The sequence below is a fragment of the Hymenobacter sp. FMD4 genome (assembly GCF_058932745.1).
Window position 1 is genome coordinate 98,663 of record NZ_JBZYWH010000011.1, and the last position, 14,503, is coordinate 113,165.

Sequence of the window (14,503 nt, forward strand, 5' to 3'; positions counted from 1 at the left end):
ATCTTCCCAATCTATGAAAGCCTGCTTAGTTGCCTTACTGCTGTTATGGAGCTTCCCTATGCTGGCTCAGCGGGCTGAATTAACAGACCTGCTCAAGAAGTATAACGTTCCGGGCCTGCAGCTCACTTTCAGCCGCAAAGGCGAAACCCAGCAGTATAGTTTAGGCCTGAAGCAAGCTGGCACAACCCAAGCTCTAACGGCCAGCACCACCATGCAGGCGGCTTCCTTGAGCAAGGTGGTGCTGGCATACACCACCCTGCGCCTGCACGACCGCGGCGTAATCGACCTCGACAAGCCGCTGCTAAGCTACTACCGCTACCCTCGGCTGAGCACCCAGCCCCGCGCGGCTACCATCACCGCCCGCATGGTGCTCACGCACACCACCGGCCTGCCCAACTGGGCCGAAAACCCGCTGGACGCCGCGTGGAAAACCTCGACGCTGCGGTTGAAATACGCGCCCGATAGCTGCTGGAATTACTCTGGTGAGGGCTTCGTGTTCCTGCAGAAAACCCTAGAGCACATCACGAGCAAGTCGCTGCAAGTGCTGGCGCAGGAAGAGGTGTTTAAGCCCCTGCGAATGACGAACAGCAGCTTCGTATGGCGGGAAACATTCGGGCGCAATGCCAGCTTCGGCCATGAGCAGGGCGGCAAGCCTACTGAGATTCGCCACTTTAAAGAACCCAGTGCCGGTTATAGCCTGCTTACTACTGCTGCCGATTACAGCCGATTTGTGCAAGCCCTGATGCTGGGCCAGGGCCTGAAGCCTGCCACGGCGCAGCTGCTCACCACGGCTGCCAGCCCTGCCGACCGCTGCGGCCTGGGCCCCACTCCTACCGACCCATACATCGCATGGGCTTACGGCGTGGGCCTGGCCACCACCAGCGCCGGCCCGGCCCTGTGGCACTGGGGCGACAACGGCGACTTCAAGGCCTTCTTTATAGCCTTTCCAGCGCAGAAAACGAGACTGGTGTTTTTCACCAACAGCGCCAACGGCCTCAAGCTTACCGATGAGGTGCTGCGCCTGTTTGTTGGCCCCGGTGAGTACCGCGCCATGCAGTGGCTGGCAGAGGAGCAATAGGCTAGCTTAGGCTGCTATAGCACAACAAGGCAGCGTTGGGGCACGGTTGAATTATCAGTAGGTTTAGCCGCCAGCTACTCGTCCTGGCTTGCCTTCCCACGCTATTCTAGTTTCTCCATGAAGCTCACTTCTACCCTGCTTTCCACCGCCATGCTGCTCAGCCTTGGCAGCACCTCCTGCACGCAGCAAACCAACGAAAACACTGCGGGCTCTACCACCCCGGACACTTACTTCGCCGGCGACACGGCCCGCATCAAGGACGGCGGGGTGCAGATGGTTCCGATAACAACGCCCAAGGGCACGTTCAACGTCTGGACCAAGCGCTTCGGCAACAACCCGCGCATTCGGCTGCTGCTGCTCAACGGCGGCCCCGGTGCCACGCACGAGTACTTCGAGTGCATGGAAAGCTTCCTGCCGCGGGAAGGCATCGAGTTTATCTACTACGACCAGCTCGGTTGCGGCAACTCCGACGACCCCAAGGATACGGCCATGTGGAGCCTACCGCGCTATGTGGAAGAAGTAGAGCAGCTGCGCCAGGCGCTAAACCTCGGCAAGGACAATTTCTACCTGCTGGGCCACAGCTGGGGCGGCATTCTGGCGGCCGAGTACGCGCTGAAGTACCAGCAGAACATGAAGGGGCTGATCATTTCCAACATGATGATGAGCTGCCCCGCCTATGGCAAGTACGCCGAGAATGTGCTGGCCAAGCAGATGAAGCCCGAGGTGCTGGCCGAAATTCGGCAGATCGAAGCCCGGAAAGACTTCCAGAATCCGCGCTACATGGAGCTGCTGATGCCGAACTTCTACACCGAGCACGTACTGCGCCTGCCCCTGAACCAGTGGCCCGAGCCGGTAAACCGCTCCTTCGCCAAAATGAACCAGTCGCTGTACGTGACCATGCAAGGGCCCAGCGAATTCGGCATTGCCGGTAAGCTGGCCCAGTGGGACCGAACCAAAGACCTGCCCACGCTCACGGTGCCGGTGCTCAGCATCGGCGGCAAGTACGATACCATGGACCCGGAGCACATGCGCTGGGTAGCCACGCAAGTGCAGCACGGCACGGCGCTTATTTGCCCGCAAGGCTCGCACATGAGCTTCTACGACGATCAGCAGACCTACATGCGCGGCCTGACAAAGTGGATGCTGGGCGTGGATAAGGGCGAAAAGAATGTGGCGCTGTAAGCTCGGATTTTGGGATTTCTTCGTGGGTACTTTTCTGCCACTTTCATTAAGTGGAAGGCTTCTCTTTGACTTAAAAGCGCGCTACAGTATGTGGCCCAAATATTCTGGAGCAGTATTCCTGTCATACTTATTCATTCTGCCTACGACTGCTCAGCACCTTGACGTGGAACAGGAGCGGTTTCCGGGTGTAAAGTCACTTAAAGTCAACTTCTATGGCGCCGGCCCGGCAGGATACTGGCAACTATATCAGTTTGATGATGCAGGCCGGGCTGTATCTTCCAAACAATTCCGAGGCAAGAAACTTCTAGCCACCACAGAATACACATATACCAATCAAAACCGTCGTCAAAGAGCAGCCCTGCGTGATTCGGATAGCCCTGGCAAGGTTTCTTACACATACTACAGCTACCTCTACAACGCTGATTCCTCCCAGGTGCTGCAAGAGGTGTGTCACTCACCGCAAGACACCATTTACGTCATTAAGTACTTAGCGTACAGCTCTGATAACCTACCTACGCAATATCGTTTTGTGGCCTACACCAGAAAACGGTCGACGCACGAGGCAAACCTCACTTACGAAGCGGGCAAGCTGAAGACTTTTCGGCTAACGAGGTTAAAGGATGACGGACCGGAAGAATCGGATGTGTACTGGTACGACGAGCAAAGAGCGGTTATTCGCGACAGTCGGACGACCTCGACTTTTAAATCTAACGGCGCATTGTATGGAGGAACAACCGTAATGAAAGAATACGCTTATGATTATTCCAAACAAGGCCGATGGGTTAGACGGTACTTGCTAGCTGAGGGCGGCAAGATGCTGATCGAGAAAAGAACGTACCGATACTAAGGCGTCGAGTTTGCAGCCTGCTTACGTGGGTGCCCCATCTAAATAGGCCGCCGCGCGTACTTTTGTAGTTCGGCGTTTTTCAAATCTTGCTGACTTTACCATTTTTTCCTGTTGCCTACCATGTCTACCCGCCTCAACAAATACATCAGCGAAAGCGGCATCTGCTCCCGCCGCGAAGCCGACCGGTTCATTGAGCAGGGCGTGGTGTTCGTCAACGGCAAGCGCGCCGGCGTGGGCGACCAGGTCACGAGCAAGGACCGCGTGGTGGTCAACGGTAACCTCATCGAGCCCCGAGCCGAAGAAGATGCCATCTACATTGCTTTCAACAAGCCGCCGGGCATCACCTCCACCACCGAACGGAGCGTGAAGGACAACATCATTCGCTACATAAAGCACAGCGAACGGATTTTTCCCATCGGCCGGCTCGACAAGGAGTCGCAGGGCCTGATCCTGCTGACCTCAAACGGTGACATCGTCAACAAGATCCTGCGCGCCGGCAACAAGCACGAGAAGGAGTACATCGTGATGGTGGACAAGCCCATTACGGAAGCTTTCCTGGAAGGCATGCGCAACGGCGTGCCCATGCTCGGCACCGTCACGAAGCAGTGCGAGGTGCAGAAGGAAACCAACTACATCTTCCGCATCACGCTGGTGCAGGGCCTGAACCGCCAGATCCGGCGCATGTGCGAGTTTTTCGGCTACGAGGTGGTGCAGCTGGAGCGCTGGCGCGTGATGAACATTACCCTAAAAGGTCTGGGCGTGGGCGACTGGCGCGAGCTGACCGACAAGGAATTAGCGGGCTTGTTTGAGGCCATCGAGCATTCCAGCGGCGACGCGCCCAAGCGCCGCTCGCGCACCAAAACGCCCCAGCAAATAGCCAGCGAAGAGTGGCTGAGCGTGGCCCCGCAAAAAGCCGCCGCCCCGACGAAGGCGCCCAGCTACGGCGCGGAGGCCAAGGCCAAGGGCCGCCACCGGCCGGGCACAGGCAAAACCAAGCCCACAGCGGGAGCCCGAAAAGCTAGCAGCCCTGCTCGCCCAAGCAAACCCAACGCCCCAAGTAAGAGCAAGCCGCGGGGCCGGCACTCTGGCCGGTAACCGGTTGGCGTTATTACATTGGTCCTGTCGTTTAGCGAAGCCGGGACCAGTCGATTTTCGCCAGTGGGTTTGCGCTACAGATGCTCGAATGGCTACAGGCTTGCTTGGTGGCTTATCCCGGTAGTCCTGTCGAACAGGCGTTGGCTTTCGACTGCTGGCTGACTGCGCCGGCCTCATTTTCGGCACTTGCCGCCGTTAGCGCCATGCAGCGTGGCTGGCTGATTCTAGGCTAGTTGGCGTGTTCCGACGTTTGGTCTGCGCTTCAGTTCATCAACCAAACCGTGCTTCTGCTTTACCTTCGGCCCGCCAAAGCAGCTTCCCCGCTGCGGCGGGCCGTCTGTGTTGTTGCAAACGGCTCCTTTATTTGTCCGACCACAACCATTCCCACCGTTTATGCTCCGCACCGACTGGACGCTTGACGAAGTAAATGCTATCTACCACCAGCCTGTACTGGAATTGGTAGCCCAGGCCAGCGAAATTCACCGCCAGCACCAAGCCACCGGCGAGGTGCAGGTATGCACGCTGCTGAGCGTAAAAACCGGCGGCTGCCCCGAAGACTGTGCTTACTGCCCACAGGCTGCTCGCTACCACACGGGTGTGCAAGCCCACAAGCTGCTGCCCGATGCCGAGGTAATTGCGGCCGCGCAGCGCGCCAAGGAAGCCGGCTCCACCCGCTTTTGCATGGGCGCTGCCTGGCGCGAAGTGCGCGACAACCGCGACTTTGACCGCGTGTTGAACATGGTATCCGAGGTGAACAACCTTGGCCTGGAAGTGTGCTGCACCTTGGGCATGGTAAACGAGTATCAGGCCGAGCGCCTAAAGGAAGCCGGCCTCTACGCCTACAACCACAACCTCGACACGAGCGAGGAAAACTACTCCAACATCATCACCACCCGCACTTACGACGACCGCCTCGATACGCTGGAAAACGTGCGCAAGGCGGGCCTGTCGGTGTGCTCGGGCGGCATCATCGGCCTGGGTGAAACCGACGAAGACCGCGTGAAGATGCTGCACACGCTAGCCACGCTGCCGGCCCACCCCGAGTCAGTGCCGGTGAATGCGCTGGTGCCGGTGCAGGGTACGCCGCTGGCCGAGCAGCCCCGCGTGAGCGTGTGGGAAATGCTGCGCATGATTGCCACAGCACGCATTCTGATGCCCAAAACGATGGTGCGTCTATCGGCTGGCCGACAGGAAATGCCCGTAACGGAGCAAGCGCTATGCTTCCTGGCCGGCGCCAACTCCATCTTCTCCGGCGAAAAGCTGCTGACCACGCCCAACCCCGACTTCGACGCCGACAAGGAAATGTTTGCCCTGCTGGGCCTCAAGCCGCGGCAGGCATTCAAGAACCGGGTGCCGGTAGGCGCTACCGTACTTTCCAAACCGGAGCTCGTTTAACGAACTGATAGGGCCCGACGGCGTATGCGGCCACATGGCCTGCTTACGTCGTCGGCTTGATCATCTACCCCATTGCTATGCATATTTCTTTCGACCTCAACCTAGACCATGTCTACGCCGAGACGCTGCGCGAGCGGCACGGTTCCCTAGAAGCGCAGGAGCTGATTACAGATCTGGAAGACAAAATCGGGGCAGCCGTCAATCTGGTAGTGGAGCGCCACGGCGTGCTGCCCGGCATCGGCGACCGGCTGGAAGTGGATTCGGAATGGATGGAAATCCGCGCCCGCACCTTCGGCCAGGAAGGCAGCGTTTGGCTGTCGGTAGGCCCGTTTGAGCTTTAGCAGGTTTTCGCTTACCGATGCACGCTGACTCGGCCTTGCTGCAACGCCTTGCGCAGCACCTACAGCAGCGCGAGGCCGAAGGTACCCGCCGACGCCTTACGCTCCCGGCACCGGGCCTGGTGGATTTTGCGTCCAATGATTATCTCGGTCTGGCCCGTTCGCCGCAGCTGGCCGCCGCCACCCGGCAGGCAGCAGCTGAACGGAGCTTGCTCGGCAGCACCGGCGCCCGCCTGCTCACCGGCAACTCCTTAGCTGCCGAGGCATTGGAGCAGCGCATTGCGGCCTTTCACGGCGCCGAAGCGGCCTTGCTGTTCACCTCCGGCTACGCCGCCAATCACGGCTTCTTCGCCGCCGTACCGCGCCGTGCCGACGTAATTCTATACGACGAGGCCTCGCATGCTTCAGTGAAAGACGGCATCCGCAGCTCTTTTGCCACGGCCTACAGCTTTCGGCACAACGATGTGGCCGACCTCACGCGCCGCCTCCAGCGCCTCACGCTGCCCGAGGGCGCGGCCGTATTCGTGGCCGTGGAAGCGGTGTACTCCATGGGCGGCGACCAGGCCCCGCTAGCCGAGCTTGCAGCTACTTGCACCGTCCACGGCGCCCACCTAGTAGTGGACGAAGCGCATAGCCTGGGGCTTTACGGGCCGCAGGGCGAAGGTCTGGTAAGTGCGCTCGGGCTAGAAGAGCAGGTATTGGCGCGCGTCGTCACGTTCGGAAAAGCACTGGGCAGCCAGGGCGCGGCTGTGGTGGGCCCGGCTGTGCTGCGGGACTACCTGCTTAACTTCAGCCGGCCCTTCATCTACACCACGGCCCTGCCGCCGCTCACGGTAGCCGGCCTCAGTGTCGCCTACGAGCTGTTGCCCTCGTTGCATGCCGAGCGAAGGCAACTATTCTCCCTATCGGAATACCTGCGTGCAGGCTTGGCCGAGGTAGCGGAGCTGCCTGCCCCGGCCGCCAGCCACGTCATTCACCCGATTCGGCTACCCGCGGCCACGCCTGCGCAGGTGCGTGCCGTGGCCGCGGCAATACAGCAGGCCGGCTTTGATGTGCGCGCCATTGTGCCGCCCACAGTACCAACTGGCCAACAATGCCTGCGCGTAATTGTGCATGCTTTCAATACCGTTCCTGAAATAGATGCTTTCCTCGATGCGCTCCGCGCCGCTCTCACCCGGCTCTGATCCAGTTCAGCCGGAACGCCTTTTTGTTACCGGTATTGGGACTGATGTGGGCAAAACCGTAGCGGCCGCCGTGCTGGTACAAGCCCTCGGCGCCGACTACTGGAAGCCCGTACAAGCCGGCGGCCTCGATCATACCGACTCTGATGAAGTGCGACGCCTCGTGTCGCATTCCCGCTCCCGCTTTCATCCGGAGCGCCACCGTTTGCAGATGCCGGCCTCGCCGCACCGCGCCGCCGCAGCCGAGGGCCTCACCATCGACCCCGCTGATTTTGAGTTGCCCGAAACCGCCAATCACTTAATCGTGGAAGGAGCCGGTGGCTTGCTCGTGCCACTGGCGCCAGGCTTTTTGGTTGCTGATCTGGTTCAGCAATTGGGCTTGGCGGTGGTGGTCGTCAGCCGCCACTACTTGGGCAGCATCAACCATACGTTACTCACCTTGGAGGCACTACGGCAGCGAGGGATTACAGTGCGAGGTCTGGTGTTCAACGGCGACGAAGACAAGCCCACTGAAGAAGCCATTTTGCATCATACGCCTGCGCCAGTACTCTTCCGGCTGAAGGCTGAATCGAAACTAGATGCCGCGGTGGTAGCTCGCTACGCCGGGCAGGTTCAGTTCTAGCACTGGGTGCCTTTTCAGCGCTACCCTCACTTTCCTTCATTCGCATGCCTTCCTTAGCCGAACGCGACGCCGCCGTACTCTGGCACCCGTACACCCAGATGCAAACCGCTCCGCTGCCCATTCCGGTGGTGCGCGGCGAGGGCGCTTGGTTGATTGCCGAAGACGGCCGCCGTTACCTCGATGCCATTGCCTCGTGGTGGGTGAATTTGCACGGCCATGCCCACCCGCATATTACGCGTCGCGTGAGCGAACAGCTGGCCATGCTGGAGCACGTGCTGTTTGCCGGCTTCACGCACCCGGCCGCGGTAGAGCTGGCCGAAGGCCTGCTGCAGGTATTGCCGCAGAATCAGAAACGCGTGTTCTACTCCGACAATGGCGCCACCTCCATTGAGGTAGCCCTGAAAATGGCGCTGCAGTACTTCCACAACCAAGGCCAGCCGGAGCGCCGCACCGTGGTAGCCTTCCGCGGCTCCTACCACGGCGACACCTTCGGGGCCATGTCGGTGAGTGCGCGCTCGGCCTTCACAGCGCCGTTTGCCCCGCTCCTGTTCGACGTACAATTTATTGACGTGCCGGTGCCTGGGCGCGAGGCCGACGTGCTGGCGCAGCTGGATGCTATTCTGGAAACCCACGCCGCGGCTGCATTCATCTTCGAGCCACTGGTGCTGGGCACGGCGGGCATGGTGATGTACGAGCCGGCAGCACTGGACGCGCTCATCAGACGCTGCCACAAACACGGCGTGCTGGCCATCGCCGATGAAGTCATGACCGGCTTCGGGCGCACCGGGCGCTTGTTCGCGTCGGATTATTTGCGCGAGCAGCCTGATATCGTATGCTTATCGAAGGGGCTCACCGGCGGCACCATGGCCCTGGGTGCTACCACCTGCACCGCACCCATTTACGAAGCCTTCCTCAGCGACGACCGCACCCGCACGTTTTTCCACGGCCACTCCTACACGGCCAATCCGATAGCCTGTACTGCCGGTTTGGCCAGCCTGGAATTGCTGCTGACTTCGGAATCGACGGCCGACCGCGCCCGCGTCGAAGCCAGCCATGCCGACTTTGCGCAACAGCTAGCAGACCTGCCCGGCATTCGGCAAGTGCGCCACTTAGGCACCATTCTGGCCGTCGAGTTTGCGGCCGATGAGGCTACGTCTTACTTCAGCCGCCTGCGCGACCAGTTCTACGCCCTGGGCTTAGAGCGCGGCGTATTGTTACGTCCGCTCGGCAACATCGTGTACGTGCTGCCCCCTTACTGCATCACCGACGCTGAATTGCGCCACGTGTACGACACGTTGCTAGCCATGCGCGAACTGGTGCTAAACCCCGAAGCCGTATCAGCGTCAGCTTCCCTGCCCGAATACCCTCATGATTGAGCAGCCCGTCATTGTTATTCGCGGCTGGGGCTGCGTTTCGGCGCTGGGCACCACCACTGCCCCACCGTCGAATCTTGAGCCCGCTCCTTTCTCCACGCGCCGGGTCGGCTCAGCAGAGCTGCCGGTAGCGGCACTGCCGCCCGATGTGGAAGCCCAGTTGCAAGCTTTGCGGCGTCAGCAACCAGCATTTCGCCAGCTCGACCGCGCCGTCCTGCTGGCCCTACTTGCCAGTCGACAAGCTCGTGCACAGGCTGGCTGGCCGGTGGATGACTTTACCAACCTATCGGCACCGGCGGCAGAGCTGGAAGAGCTAGCCGTCAGCATTGGCTCTTCCCGCGGTGCTACGGGGCGACTGGAAGAATTTCACGCCGCGTTTCTCTCCGAAGGTGCAGTGCCGACCGCGGCTTCACCACTCACCACGCTGGGCAACGTGGCTAGCTGGGTAGCCTACGACGCGGGCAGCACTGGCGCAGCCTTGAGCCACTCCAGCACCTGCAGCACCGCTTTGCAGGCGCTGGGCAACGCCGTGGCTTGGTTACGCGCTGGCATGGCACGCCGCTTTCTGGCTGGGGGCGCTGAGGCACCGCTTACAGATTTCACCTTGGCGCAGATGCAAGCCCTGGGCATCTATTCCACCCTGCCTGCCGACACTTTCCCGTGCCGCCCCGGCACCGGCGGTGCTTCCACTTTCGTGTTGGGCGAAGGCGCAGCCGTGTTTGCCCTAGAAGCAGTACCGACCTCAGACCTTCGCCCCGGCGAGCTGTTGCTTGAAGGCGTGGGCTTCGGCTTCGAAGCCATCGGCTCCAAGACCGGCCTTTCGCCCGACGGCCAGCACTTCCAGCAAGCGAGTCGCCAAGCCCTGGCTATGGCTGGCCACCTTCCTACAGACGTTGACCTGGTGGTGATGCACAGCCCAGGCACCCGCGCTGGCGACGCTGCCGAACGGCGTGCCATGGAGCAGGTATTTGGTGCAACACTGCCAGCGTGCACGTCCAACAAATGGCTGCTGGGGCACACGCTCGGAGCTTCCGGCGCACTCAGCGTAGACTATGCATTACGGCTGTTGCGGAGCGAGCTAAACCCAGTGCCTCTACCCTTTGAGTCATGGCTAAGCCAGCGCAACGCCCCGCCCCAGTTGCGCCGTGTGCTCGTCAACGCAGCCGGCTTCGGCGGCAACGCGGCCAGTGTACTGGTGTCGATAGTCCAGTAAACGCAGCGTATGAGTTTGCCCCGCACTAGTGCGCTAGCCGCTGCAGCAGCCGGCGCAAGTGGTCGGCGTGCCCCGGCAGGTTGTGCGTGCGCTGATCTACATCGTCGGCACTTTGATACAACGCCTGATACGCCTGCTCGGCCACCGGCACGAAACGATCGGCACTCCGGGCTTCTACCCAGCCGGCCCGTACGGCGACCAGTGCAGCTGGGAATTGCTGGTGCGCGGTCAGTAGCAGTTGCTGAAGGCGTTCTTGCTCGGCCCGCGGCAGGCTGCGGCTAGCCACCACTGGCCCCAATGGAATGTCGTCGGAAGCCCATAGCACCTGCAAATCGGCGGCCAAGCCTTGTGCCTTTAGGCGCTGGTATTCATCGAAGCCGCAGGCACCTACATCGGCCCGGCCCCGCAACACATCCTGCAGCACTGCGGCGTGGGTGCCAGCGTAGCGTACCTCACGGGCTTGGCCTTCCAGATCGGTAAGGCCCATGGCCGCCAGGTGCAGGCGCGGTACCGCATGTCCCGACGTGGAGTATTCATTTGCGAAGCTCAGGCGTAGCTCGCTGATACGCGCGGCGGCATCTGAGAGGGAAGTAATTCTTGCTTGGCGGCGAGCTACCAGGCAGGCTTGATAGGCCGTCGGGGCTGCGTTGGGGCCAGAGCGCTGCAATACTGCTAAGGGAACTGCGTCGGCTGGTGCTTCGGCCTGCAGGAGCAGGTAGCCCAGCGTGTTCAGAAAAGCTACGTCTACCTCATTAGCACGCACTGCCGCCAGCAGGGCTTGTACTGTGGGAAAGCTCCGCACCTCGGCTTCGCGGCCCAGGCTAGCGGCCAGTTGCTCGGCCAGCGGCTGCAGGTTGCTGATGCGGTCATTACCGGCGTACGCGTAGGTAGCTACTACCAGCGGTGCCTTGGATGCGGTTCGGCGGGTGAGCTGGGAATGTGCCGATAGCACCGGCAGCAGCAGGGCGGCAATAACAAGTAAGTATTTCATAGCCAGGCCGATTTCATTTCGGCAAAGCTAGGAGCAAGGCTAAGGCAGCAGGTAGCGCCAGTGGGCCAAAGAATGTTCTAATCGGCTCAGGCCAGTACCTGGCCCGGTGTGTGCTGAAAGCGCTGTTTGTAAGCCTGCACAAAGTGTGAGGTACTGATAAAGCCCACTTCATCGCCGACCTGCCCCACGCTGAGCGAGGTGGTGCGCAGCAGAAACCGAGCCTGTTCTAGCCGACGGGCCTTCAGCCACTGCGCTGGCGGCTCGCCAAAGGTGGCTTGGAAGTCGCGCTTGAACGATGACAAGCTGCGACCGGCCAGAAACGCAAATTCCTGCAAGCTGAAGGACCGGTGAAAGTTCTGCTCCATCAGTAGGCGCAAGTTGTAGGTGGCAGCGTGGTTGATGCGTAGCAGAAATTCCCGGAACCGTTGGCCGTCGGGGGCCAGCACAAAGTGCAGCAATAGCTCCTGAAACTTCAGTTGCAGCAGGGGCTGAGGAGCTGCCGTTGGCTCGGCAAAGTAGGGCTGCACCGAGCCCACGTAACCGGCCAGCACGGGCGTGATGGGGAAGCGCAGCGCGGCTGGCCCCGCTGCATCCGATGGTACCGCATCGGCCGCAAACTGCCCGGCGTATTGCTGGATAAATTGTCGCACTGGCTCTTCGTGCAGGAAAAACAGCACGCTCTCGTAGGGCTGCTCATCAGCGCAGAGCGAGGACATCAGGTAAAGACCTTTGCGGATGAAGGCCCCGTGCCCGGCTGGCACGACAACATCTGGCTCACCGGCGACGCGCACGATTTTCTGCCCGCTCAGCACCAGCAGCAAGAGGTTTTCGCTCAGGTGCACCCGGTTGTTGCGCGAATTTTCGGCGCGACGGTAAGAGGCCAACGTCGTGGCCGACAACTCGATGGTTCGGTAGATAGGGTCCTGCCGAAAATCCTGGGGCAGTTTGACTTGCATAGCACCAAGATACTGGCCAGTTTCGTAAGGAACCAAGCCGACCATTTGCGGTTATCCGACACCGGTTCCCCTTACCCTTCAGCCCTTCCATGTTCCCCTTGCGCCCTTCTCTCCTCCTCGCCGCTGCCCTGTTGGCCTTTGCCCAGCCGCTGCGCGCCCAGAACGCCCCTACCACAGCCCTCACATCGCCTATCGACCCGGAAATCCAGAAGATGGTGGGCGAAATTTCGGCCGACCGCCTCAAGGACGACATCTACAAGATGGTGTCCTTTGGCACGCGCCATACACTGTCAGATACCAAGAGCAAGAAGCGCGGCATCGGCGCGGCGCGGCGCTGGGTAGAGGATGAATTTAAGAAGTATAGCAAGGCCAGCGGCGGCCGCCTGAAGGTGGAGCAGGACACGTTCACGGTGAAACCCGACGGCCGCCGCGTGGATGTGAAAACGGTGATGGCCAATGTGATGGCCACCCTGCCCGGCACCGACCCCAACGACAACCGCGTCATCATCGTGAGCGGGCACCTCGACTCGCGCGTGACCGATGTGATGAACCGCACCGCCGATGCTCCCGGCGCCAACGACGACGCCTCGGGCGTGGCCATTGTGATGGAAATGGCCCGCGTGATGAGCACCCGCAAGTTTCCGTGCACGCTCGTATTTGTGGCCGTGCAGGGCGAAGAGCAAAGCCTGATCGGCTCGGGCTACCTAGCCCGCAAGGCTAAGGCCCAGAACTGGAACATCATCGGCATGCTCAACAACGACATCGTGGGCAACTCGCACGGCCACGACCCGGAAATTCATGCGCCCAACCAGGTGCGCGTGTTCAGCGAAGGCGTGCCCGCCAACGAAACACCTGAGCAAGCCCAGCTGCGCCGCCAGCTGTCGTCTGAAAACGACTCGCCCTCCCGCCAGTTGGCCCGCTACGCCAAACGCGCCGGCGAGCAGTACGTCACCGGCCACACCGTGGAGCTGGAGTACCGCCCCGACCGTTTCCTGCGCGGCGGCGACCACACGCCCTTTAATCAGCAGGGCTACGCGGCCGTGCGCTTTTCCGAGATGAACGAGGACTTCACGCACCAGCACCAGGACCTGCGCACCGAAAACGGCCGCCAATACGGCGACCTGCCCGAGTTTGTGGATTACGAGTACCTGCGCAAAAACACCGGCGTGAATCTCGCCACTATGGCTAGCCTGGCCTTGGCTCCCGCCGCTCCCGCCAACGTGGGTGTACTCACCGCCAACCTCACCAACCGCACCGAGCTGAAGTGGGACGCCCCCACCACCGGCCGCAAGCCCGCCGGCTACGTGGTGCTGATGCGCGAAACGTCGTCGCCAGTGTGGCAGCAGCGCTTCCCGGTGCAAGGCCAAACCGCCGATCTGCCGCATAGCAAGGATAACTACATTTTCGGCGTGGCCTCGGTGGATGAGCAAGGCCACGAGAGCGTGCCGGTATTGCCAAAGCCGGTGCGGTAATTTTGAACCCGCCTATTCCATCTTCGGGCGCCGCTATCAAGAGCGGCGCCCGAAGTTTTTTATCCTATCTGCTACTGCTGCTTTCAGAGTTTTCAGCTTATTGAATGCAGCAAATTCTAAGTTCGCGGCTAGTGAAGCTAATAAATCACTAAAGCAGAGACACTCACGCATGCTCCGTCAATTAGCACTATTGGCTTTATCTGCCCTGGTCTGTACTACCTGCAGCAGCGCTGATGATCGGAGCAGTTTTATTTCGGAAGACGTAGCCACTTACAACGCACGAATACTCAAGGCAATTGATCAGGATGAAGCGTGGACCAATCACCCTCTGACAATCACAACTAACCTATTTATGGGACTACCTAGTCCGCCCCCTTTACCCCGAAGCACCATATCAGTGGAAGCTCAGTCACGAGACACAGCCGTGATAGTGCTGACGAGCGACATAACGGATGATGACGCTGTAGTTGGTGAAAAAAGAATTCTCACGTTTGCTCGTCAAGGCAGTAGCTGGCGTCTTGTTCGCAGCCGATTAGGATTCAAATGCCTAGAGTACCGTGGCGGGCATAAAAACTATTCAGGAGAGCTTTGCCCTTGATTCCTTGTTTGTTTTTTAATATCACAAATGCTGTATTACAAGTACCAAATTATCAAACCTCCCCTTCGTCATCGCCACCTATATCGGCACTTATCATAACCACATAAACGGGTGATTGGCATAAAACCGATGCAGCCGAGCAGCGACCTTGCTGGTCCGTAA

Annotated in this window: 13 protein-coding genes; 11 read left to right on the top strand and 2 right to left on the bottom strand. The window is 60.3% G+C overall.

What is annotated here, in order from left to right; all coding sequences use genetic code 11:
- Positions 1–13 precede the first annotated feature (13 nt).
- From AC5FXY_RS12275 to AC5FXY_RS12320, 10 genes are all read left to right on the top strand, one after another.
- Positions 14–1,078 carry a serine hydrolase domain-containing protein gene (locus AC5FXY_RS12275; protein WP_493556969.1) on the top strand — a complete coding sequence of 355 codons (1,065 nt, stop codon included), beginning with the start codon at positions 14–16 and terminating at the stop codon, positions 1,076–1,078.
- 117 nt (positions 1,079–1,195) lie between these two features.
- On the top strand, positions 1,196–2,260 hold the full coding sequence (locus AC5FXY_RS12280) for a proline iminopeptidase-family hydrolase (protein ID WP_493556970.1): 1,065 nt from the start codon (positions 1,196–1,198) through the stop codon (positions 2,258–2,260).
- Between the two features lie 22 nt (positions 2,261–2,282).
- Positions 2,283–3,107, top strand: coding sequence for a hypothetical protein (locus tag AC5FXY_RS12285; protein WP_493556971.1), 825 nt, complete (start codon positions 2,283–2,285; stop codon positions 3,105–3,107).
- A 120-nt stretch (positions 3,108–3,227) separates the two neighbouring features.
- Positions 3,228–4,202, top strand: coding sequence for a 23S rRNA pseudouridine(2604) synthase RluF (gene rluF, locus AC5FXY_RS12290; RefSeq protein ID WP_493556972.1), 975 nt, complete (start codon positions 3,228–3,230; stop codon positions 4,200–4,202).
- A 393-nt stretch (positions 4,203–4,595) separates the two neighbouring features.
- Positions 4,596–5,597 carry a biotin synthase BioB gene (gene bioB / locus AC5FXY_RS12295; RefSeq protein WP_493556973.1) on the top strand — a complete coding sequence of 334 codons (1,002 nt, stop codon included), beginning with the start codon at positions 4,596–4,598 and terminating at the stop codon, positions 5,595–5,597.
- A 77-nt stretch (positions 5,598–5,674) separates the two neighbouring features.
- On the top strand, positions 5,675–5,938 hold the full coding sequence (locus AC5FXY_RS12300; protein WP_493556974.1) for a hypothetical protein: 264 nt from the start codon (positions 5,675–5,677) through the stop codon (positions 5,936–5,938).
- A gap of 17 nt (positions 5,939–5,955) precedes the next feature.
- A complete protein-coding gene (locus AC5FXY_RS12305; protein WP_493556975.1) occupies positions 5,956–7,119 on the top strand; it encodes an aminotransferase class I/II-fold pyridoxal phosphate-dependent enzyme in 1,164 nt (387 codons plus the stop codon).
- Entirely contained in the window at positions 7,088–7,738 is a 651-nt protein-coding gene (gene bioD, locus AC5FXY_RS12310) for a dethiobiotin synthase (RefSeq protein WP_493556976.1), read from the top strand. The genes AC5FXY_RS12305 and bioD overlap by 32 nt, the downstream gene beginning before the upstream one ends.
- 44 nt (positions 7,739–7,782) lie before the next feature.
- A complete protein-coding gene (gene bioA / locus AC5FXY_RS12315; protein ID WP_493556977.1) occupies positions 7,783–9,114 on the top strand; it encodes an adenosylmethionine--8-amino-7-oxononanoate transaminase in 1,332 nt (443 codons plus the stop codon).
- Positions 9,107–10,324, top strand: coding sequence for a beta-ketoacyl synthase N-terminal-like domain-containing protein (locus tag AC5FXY_RS12320; RefSeq protein WP_493556978.1), 1,218 nt, complete (start codon positions 9,107–9,109; stop codon positions 10,322–10,324). Before bioA ends, AC5FXY_RS12320 begins: the two co-directional genes overlap by 8 nt.
- A 25-nt stretch (positions 10,325–10,349) precedes the next feature.
- Here AC5FXY_RS12320 and AC5FXY_RS12325 read toward each other — a convergent pair whose 3' ends face one another.
- Both AC5FXY_RS12325 and AC5FXY_RS12330 read right to left on the bottom strand, forming a co-directional pair.
- Complete coding sequence (locus AC5FXY_RS12325; RefSeq protein ID WP_493556979.1) at positions 10,350–11,315, bottom strand: phosphate/phosphite/phosphonate ABC transporter substrate-binding protein; 966 nt, start codon at positions 11,313–11,315, stop codon at positions 10,350–10,352.
- 86 nt (positions 11,316–11,401) lie between these two features.
- On the bottom strand, positions 11,402–12,271 hold the full coding sequence (locus AC5FXY_RS12330) for a helix-turn-helix domain-containing protein (RefSeq protein ID WP_493556980.1): 870 nt from the start codon (positions 12,269–12,271) through the stop codon (positions 11,402–11,404).
- Between the two features lie 89 nt (positions 12,272–12,360).
- On the opposite strand from AC5FXY_RS12330, the gene AC5FXY_RS12335 reads away from it, so the two are divergent.
- Positions 12,361–13,743, top strand: coding sequence for a M28 family peptidase (locus AC5FXY_RS12335; RefSeq protein ID WP_493556981.1), 1,383 nt, complete (start codon positions 12,361–12,363; stop codon positions 13,741–13,743).
- Positions 13,744–14,503: the final 760 nt, after the last annotated feature.

Bases quoted from the DNA above. Each gene is read 5' to 3' on its own strand.
- AC5FXY_RS12330 (WP_493556980.1), bottom strand. From the start codon at position 12,271: ATGCAAGTCAAACTGCCCCAGGATTTTCGGCAGGACCCTATCTACCGA.
- AC5FXY_RS12320 (WP_493556978.1), top strand. From the start codon at position 9,107: ATGATTGAGCAGCCCGTCATTGTTATTCGCGGCTGGGGCTGCGTTTCG.
- AC5FXY_RS12300 (WP_493556974.1), top strand. From the start codon at position 5,675: ATGCATATTTCTTTCGACCTCAACCTAGACCATGTCTACGCCGAGACG.
- bioA (WP_493556977.1), top strand. From the start codon at position 7,783: ATGCCTTCCTTAGCCGAACGCGACGCCGCCGTACTCTGGCACCCGTAC.
- AC5FXY_RS12335 (WP_493556981.1), top strand. From the start codon at position 12,361: ATGTTCCCCTTGCGCCCTTCTCTCCTCCTCGCCGCTGCCCTGTTGGCC.
- bioD (WP_493556976.1), top strand. From the start codon at position 7,088: ATGCGCTCCGCGCCGCTCTCACCCGGCTCTGATCCAGTTCAGCCGGAA.
- rluF (WP_493556972.1), top strand. From the start codon at position 3,228: ATGTCTACCCGCCTCAACAAATACATCAGCGAAAGCGGCATCTGCTCC.
- AC5FXY_RS12280 (WP_493556970.1), top strand. From the start codon at position 1,196: ATGAAGCTCACTTCTACCCTGCTTTCCACCGCCATGCTGCTCAGCCTT.
- AC5FXY_RS12305 (WP_493556975.1), top strand. From the start codon at position 5,956: ATGCACGCTGACTCGGCCTTGCTGCAACGCCTTGCGCAGCACCTACAG.
- bioB (WP_493556973.1), top strand. From the start codon at position 4,596: ATGCTCCGCACCGACTGGACGCTTGACGAAGTAAATGCTATCTACCAC.
- AC5FXY_RS12325 (WP_493556979.1), bottom strand. From the start codon at position 11,315: ATGAAATACTTACTTGTTATTGCCGCCCTGCTGCTGCCGGTGCTATCG.
- AC5FXY_RS12275 (WP_493556969.1), top strand. From the start codon at position 14: ATGAAAGCCTGCTTAGTTGCCTTACTGCTGTTATGGAGCTTCCCTATG.